The following is a 6,000-nucleotide window of genomic DNA, read 5'->3' as shown; positions in this document are numbered from 1 at the left end:
GATCATGTTCTTGACGTAGTCAGCATGGCCCGGGCAATCGACGTGGGCGTAGTGACGGACCGGGGATTCGTATTCGACGTGCGCGGTCGAGATCGTGATACCACGAGCCTTTTCTTCCGGAGCGGCGTCGATCGAGGAGTAGTCCTTGAACTCGCCACCGAAGCGCTCGGCACCGATCTTGGTCAGTGCGGCGGTCAGCGTGGTCTTGCCGTGGTCGACGTGACCGATGGTGCCGACGTTGACGTGCGGCTTGGTGCGCTCGAACTTACCCTTGGCCATGGCTGCTTATCTCGAATTCGTCTGAGAGGTGATGCTTAAGATGGTGCTCACGAAAGGAATCGAACCTTCGACCTCTTCCTTACCAAGGAAGTGCTCTACCGACTGAGCTACGTGAGCCGAGTTTTGCATTATGACATGAACTCGATAATATTCAAAGTTCATTCAATGGAGCGGGAGACGGGAATCGAACCCGCACCATCAGCTTGGAAGGCTGAGGTTCTACCATTGAACTACTCCCGCGCCGGGAATGTCACAACGTGAAACTGGTGGAGGGAGGTGGATTCGAACCACCGAAGGCGTAAGCCAGCAGATTTACAGTCTGCCCCCGTTGGCCGCTTGGGTATCCCTCCTTACCACCCCATTCCGTTGCCGCCGAAGCGTTGCGGTGTGTGGTGGTGAGCCGCTTATTCTGCTGATGGGACGGGGGGCTGTCAACGCTTTTTTCCATTTTTTTCACACGCTGTCGCAAACCCATTGATACGCAAGGTTATTGCCCTGGGACCGGCAGGGTCTCGTTGGCGAAAATTGCGACATGAGGGACGCCGTCGCCGCCGATCCAGCCCCGATACATGCCCTGGGTGTTGAACGGCGTGGCCATTTTTCCGTCTGCGCCGAGCACGATCGCACCGCCGTCGCCGCCCATCTGCGGAATCGTCTCGTTGATCACGCCCTTGCCGGCCTGCTCCGGGCTCTGCCCCTGGTAGCGCATGCGCGCGCAGATCTCGTGCGCGGCCGCAGTGCGGATGTAGTACTCGCCCCACCCGGTGCCGGACACCGCGCAGCGTGCGTCGGCCCAGGTGCCGGCACCGATGATCGGCGAGTCACCCACCCGGCCGTAGCGCTTGTTGGTCATGCCCCCGGTGGAGGTACCGGCGGCCAGATGCCCCTGCGCGTCCAATGCGACCGCACCAACGGTACCGAAGTGCTTTGCAGTCTCCAGGTCGGCATGCGCCTGGCCGCTGGCCTCTTCCTTCAGCGCGCGCTGCAGCTGCTGCCAGCGCTTCTCTGTACGGAAGTAGGAGGGATCGACCAGAGGAATGCCCTGCTCGGCCGCGAAGGCTTCGGCGCCCTGCCCGACCATCATCACGTGGCGGGATTTCTGCATCACGGTCTGCGCCAGCAGGATCGGGTTGCGCACCCGCTGCACGCCCGCCACCGCGCCCGCCGCCTGGTTCGCGCCATCCATGACCGCCGCATCCAGCTCGTTGCGGCCGTCGTGGGTGAACACTGCGCCCTTGCCGGCGTTGAAGGTGGGATCGTCCTCCAGCACGGTGATCGCGGCGGTGACTGCGGCCAGCGCGGGGCGCCCCGCCGCCAGTTCCGCATGACCCTTCAGCAGTGCCGCCCGCAGCGCGTCACGTGCGGCCTTTTCCTCGGCCGGCGACAGGTCCTTGCGCTCGACGCCGGCGCCGCCGTGGATGACCAGCAGCGGTGAAGCGGCCGATGCGGCCTGGGCAAGCATGGGCAGGGACAGCAGCGCAGACAGCGCCAGGCGCAGTTTCATCGGATACGTCTCCAGCAGTAACGGGGAATGGATTGCAGGGTAGTGCCGGCCGCTGGCCGGCGGGGGGCGTATCAGGGAAGGTGGGTTGCCGGCGAGCGGCCGGCACTACCGAAGCGTGAACTCAAGCTCGCCATCGCTGACGTCGGCCACGGCCTGGTAGTCGGCCTCGGCCTGGACGTCATCCAGGCGCATGCGGCTGCCGCTGGCGACCACCGTTACCGGCACCGCGCGGAAGCGTAGCGGCTCGCCCTCGACCAGGCGGTCGGCATCGCGGCCAGGGCTGACCACCCAGACCTTGCCCTCGCCATCAGCGCTGTAGACCTGCGCCTGGCCATCGGGCTCCACGCACAGGGCGGTGTCCTCGTCGACGCCGATGCCGACGATGTCGGGGTCGCCACTGTCCTGGGCAGCGCGCGCCACGAACACGATCAGGCGACCGAGCCGGTCCCGCTTGTCGAAGTGGGTGTCGGTGACCACGCGCTGCAGGTAGGGCATCTGCAGGAAGCCGCTGTCCATGGTCACCGCGCTGCCCATCGGGTCCGCCAGGGCGCCGGCAGAGGTGATGCTGCCGCCGTCCATCGCGCCGTAGGCATAGCCACCGAGGATGGCGAGCCCCGCACTGGTACCGGCAATCGGCTTGCCAGCGCGCACATGGGCGTTCAGCGCGCGGTTGAGCGCAGTGCCCTTCCAGAAGCGGATGTAGCGCGACTGGTCACCACCGGCAATGAAGATGGCATCAGCTGCGGCAACCACGCGCAGCACGGCCGGATCGTCGGCGCCGCGGCGGCTGTCGAAGACCAGCGTCTGCACTGCGGTGGTACCGCCGATCTCGCGGTACAGGCGGTCCTGCAGCTCATCACTGCCAGAAGCGCGCAGGATCAGCACGCGGCCATTGCCAGCCTGCTTCAGCCACCAGTGGAAGGCCTCCGGCACCCATTCGCCACCGCCCATCAGCATCATGGCCGGTGCGCGCGGACCGGGCCGGGGCGCGTCGAGATCGCCGGCTTCGTAGTAGGCGAAGCCCGGGCCCTGCAGGTCCTGCGCAAGGGCGACCAACGGCACGGCCAAGACCAGCAGCGCCAGCCAGGCGAAGGGGGCAGGCAGGGTCCGATGGAGGCGTCGCATCTTGATCTCCCTGAACAAAATCGACTTGCAAGCGTTTCCACTCTTTGCCAGATAGGGACCCAGTAGTCAAGGACATGAAAAAGGCGTTAAATGCGCGCGCCCGTTCCGGAAATCTGAATGGGGGACAGGGCCCCTCCTCTGCGGGCCGGCTTCATTTCCGAGAATTCCTCATGCGTAGAAAGGCGATGGCGTGGTCGATCCAGCTGGCGTTGATGGGCGTGGCTGCTTCCGCGGCGGCCCAGGCACCGGCTTCCTCCTCGGTTCAACAACTGGATGCGGTGCAGGTCACCGGTTCGCGCATTCCGCGCGCCCAGGTGGAAGGCCCCGCCCCGATCACGGTGATCAACGCCGAACAGATCCGCTCCAGCGGCTTCACCAGCGTGCCGGACGTGTTGCGTGCAATGACCCAGAACGGCGGTGAGACCCAGAGCCAGCAGTCTTCCAGCGGCGCCGACTTCTCGCCGGGCGCCCAGCAGGTGGACCTGCGCGGCCTGGGCCCGAACCACACGCTGGTGCTGGTCAATGGCCGCCGCATCGCCGACTTCCCGATGCCGTTCAAGGGCCGCAGCAACTTCACCGATGTCTCCAACATCCCGCTGGGGATGATCGAGCGCATCGAAGTGCTGACCGGCAGCGCCTCGGCCATCTACGGCTCGGACGCGATCGCCGGCGTGGTCAACTTCATCCTGAAGAAGAAGGCCGACGGCACCACGATCGACATGCGCATGGGCACCACCAGCGAAGGCGGTGGCGAGTCGTTCGACATGAGCCTGGCCAGCGGCTTCAGCCGCGGCAACTTCAACGCCGTGTACAGCGTCGAGCTGCAGTCGCAGACTCCGCTGTGGGCCTATGAGCGCGACATCCAGGATTCGACCCAGGACGGCCCCACCGAGGGCTCGCGCATCGCCCGCCGCGCTTACCTGCGTACGGACTACAACGACGACTACCTGGATCCGGGCGCGGCCACCTGCGAAGCGCTGGCCGGGCAGAACCAGGGCAGCACCTACCGCGCCTACCGCCCGCGCTACGGTTACTACTGCGGCAGCGACAGCTCGATCGGCTACGGCACCATCCTCAGCAAGCGCCGCGGCGCCAATGGCTACGCCTCGCTGAGCTACGACTTCGACAACGGCCAGCAATGGTTCGCCGATGTGCAGCTGGGCTACCACACGATGTCGCTGATGCGCGACGTCACCAAGTGGGGCCGCATGGACGCCAATGGCGATGAGTCGGGCTACTTCAACAACCAGGCCACCGGCGAGATCGAGTTCTGGCAGCGCCAGTTCTCACCCGAGGAAATGGGGGGCCTGCGCAATGCGATGGTACGCAGCACGCAGAAGACCTTCAGCGTGACCACCGGCTTCAAGGGCAATCTGGCCGGCAACTGGGACTACGAAGCGGCGCTGAGCCATTCTCAGTACCAGTCGCGGATCAGCTGGGCGCAGATCATCGCCGCCAAGGCCAATGACCTGTTCCTGGGCCCGCAGCTGGGCGTGGACGACGACGGTTTCCCGATCTACAACGCGGACCCGTCGCGGCTGTACCGGCCGCTGACCCGCGCCGAGTACGATTCGATTGCCGCACGCACTACCTATTCGCCGAAGTCGCGCACCGAGACGGCTGCATTCACGCTGACCAATTCCGCGCTGTTCGGCCTGCCGGGCGGTGATGCCGGGTTCGCCGCGACCGTGGAAGTGGGCCAGCAGGCCTATGCGCTGAATCCCGATCCGCTGGCCACCCAGTACTACTACTACAGCTGGAAGGATTCGGACGGCCAGGGCTCGCGCAACCGCTGGGCGACCGCCGCCGAGCTGCGCATGCCGCTGCACGAGACGATCAACCTGAGCGTGGCCGGCCGCTACGACCAGTACCGCTATTCCGGCCACACCATCGGCAAGGCGACCTGGAGCGGCGGTCTGGAATGGCGCCCGATCGACACGCTGCTGGTGCGCGGTTCGTATGGCACTGCGTTCCGCGCGCCGGACCTGCACTACGTGTTCGCCGGACCGGGCAACGACGAGACCACCGCCGAAGACCTGTACAGCTGCCGCGCCGATGGCGCCAGCGACTGTTCCGACTACGAGCGCAACCTGATCCGCAGCCGCACCGGCAACCGCCAGCTCGACCCGGAAACCAGCACCTCGTGGAGTGCAGGCTTGGTCTGGTCGCCGGCGATCGGCCTGGACCTGTCGGTGGACTGGTTCGACATCGACATGCGCAAGCAGGTGCAGGACATGGATGTGCGCACCCTCCTGGCCAACGAAGCGAACTGCCGGCTCGGCAGTGCCGACATCAATTCGCCGACCTGCGTGGACGCGCTCGACCGCATCACCCGTACCAGCGACGGCCGCCTGTACGGCGTGCGCGTGGCGCCGATCAACGTCGCCCGCGAGTCGACCTCCGGCATCGACGTCGGCCTGCGCTACCGCCTGCAGACCGGTATCGGCGACTTCATCCTCAATGGCACCCACACCTGGGTGAAGAAGCACGATTTCCAGCGCTACCCCGGCGATCCGACCCTGGACCAGTTCGCGGTCAACAGCGGATTCGACATCCCGCGCACCAAGACCAGCCTGAGCGTGACCTGGGAGAAGGACGCGTGGTCGGCCACGATCTACGGTTCGCGCCTGGGCAAGCTGCCGACCTCGGACAACTACGACCAGTCATTCGACTGGGAAAGCGGTGACAGCCCCTACGTGAAGGCGACCTACCGCTACAACGCCTCGGTGCAGTATCGCTTCGACGACCATTCGCGCCTGTCGCTGTCGGTGGTCAACGTGTTCAACAAGATGCCGCCGAAGGATGCCACCTACACCGCGTATCCGTACTACGACGTGTCCTGGTTCGACAGCGTCGGCCGCACCATCAACCTGCAGTACACCCACAAGTTCGGTGGCAGCGCGCTGTAAGGCACACCGTATTGCAGAACGTGGACAACAAGGCCCGCCACTGGCGGGCCTTGTTGTTCATGCACACCGTACCCGGTAGATGCCCACCTTGGTGGGCATTCGTTGCCGCGCACCCGCCCGGGGTTTTCCACACCGCACGTGGAAAGCGATGGGGGTTTGGTGTGGACAAGTCCCTGCGAGCCA

Annotated in this window: 4 protein-coding genes and 3 tRNA genes; 1 reads left to right on the top strand and 6 read right to left on the bottom strand. The window is 65.4% G+C overall.

Going from position 1 to position 6,000, the window contains the following annotated elements; translation table 11 throughout:
- The 6 genes from AC5P99_RS13770 to AC5P99_RS13745 form a co-directional block, all read right to left on the bottom strand.
- Positions 1 to 279 (bottom strand): GTP-binding protein (locus tag AC5P99_RS13770; protein ID WP_256727511.1); only part of this gene is annotated, 279 nt, incomplete at its 3' end.
- 41 nt (positions 280 to 320) lie between these two features.
- A tRNA-Thr gene (locus AC5P99_RS13765) sits at positions 321 to 396 on the bottom strand.
- A gap of 49 nt (positions 397 to 445) precedes the next feature.
- A tRNA-Gly gene (locus AC5P99_RS13760) sits at positions 446 to 519 on the bottom strand.
- A 24-nt stretch (positions 520 to 543) separates the two neighbouring features.
- A tRNA-Tyr gene (locus AC5P99_RS13755) sits at positions 544 to 629 on the bottom strand.
- Between the two features lie 137 nt (positions 630 to 766).
- Entirely contained in the window at positions 767 to 1,783 is a 1,017-nt protein-coding gene (locus tag AC5P99_RS13750) for an isoaspartyl peptidase/L-asparaginase family protein (protein ID WP_088435873.1), read from the bottom strand.
- A 105-nt stretch (positions 1,784 to 1,888) separates the two neighbouring features.
- Positions 1,889 to 2,908 carry a cyanophycinase gene (locus tag AC5P99_RS13745; protein ID WP_049450188.1) on the bottom strand — a complete coding sequence of 340 codons (1,020 nt, stop codon included), beginning with the start codon at positions 2,906 to 2,908 and terminating at the stop codon, positions 1,889 to 1,891.
- 170 nt (positions 2,909 to 3,078) lie between these two features.
- On the opposite strand from AC5P99_RS13745, the gene AC5P99_RS13740 reads away from it, so the two are divergent.
- Positions 3,079 to 5,817, top strand: a complete 2,739-nt coding sequence (locus tag AC5P99_RS13740) for a TonB-dependent receptor plug domain-containing protein (RefSeq protein WP_088435872.1) — start codon at positions 3,079 to 3,081, stop codon at positions 5,815 to 5,817.
- The last annotated feature ends 183 nt before the right edge of the window (positions 5,818 to 6,000 follow it).

The sequence above is a fragment of the Stenotrophomonas sp. YJH_SMC_80 genome (assembly GCF_059372495.1).
Note: the sequence above shows the minus strand (reverse complement) of the source record. Positions and strands in the feature narration are given on the sequence as shown.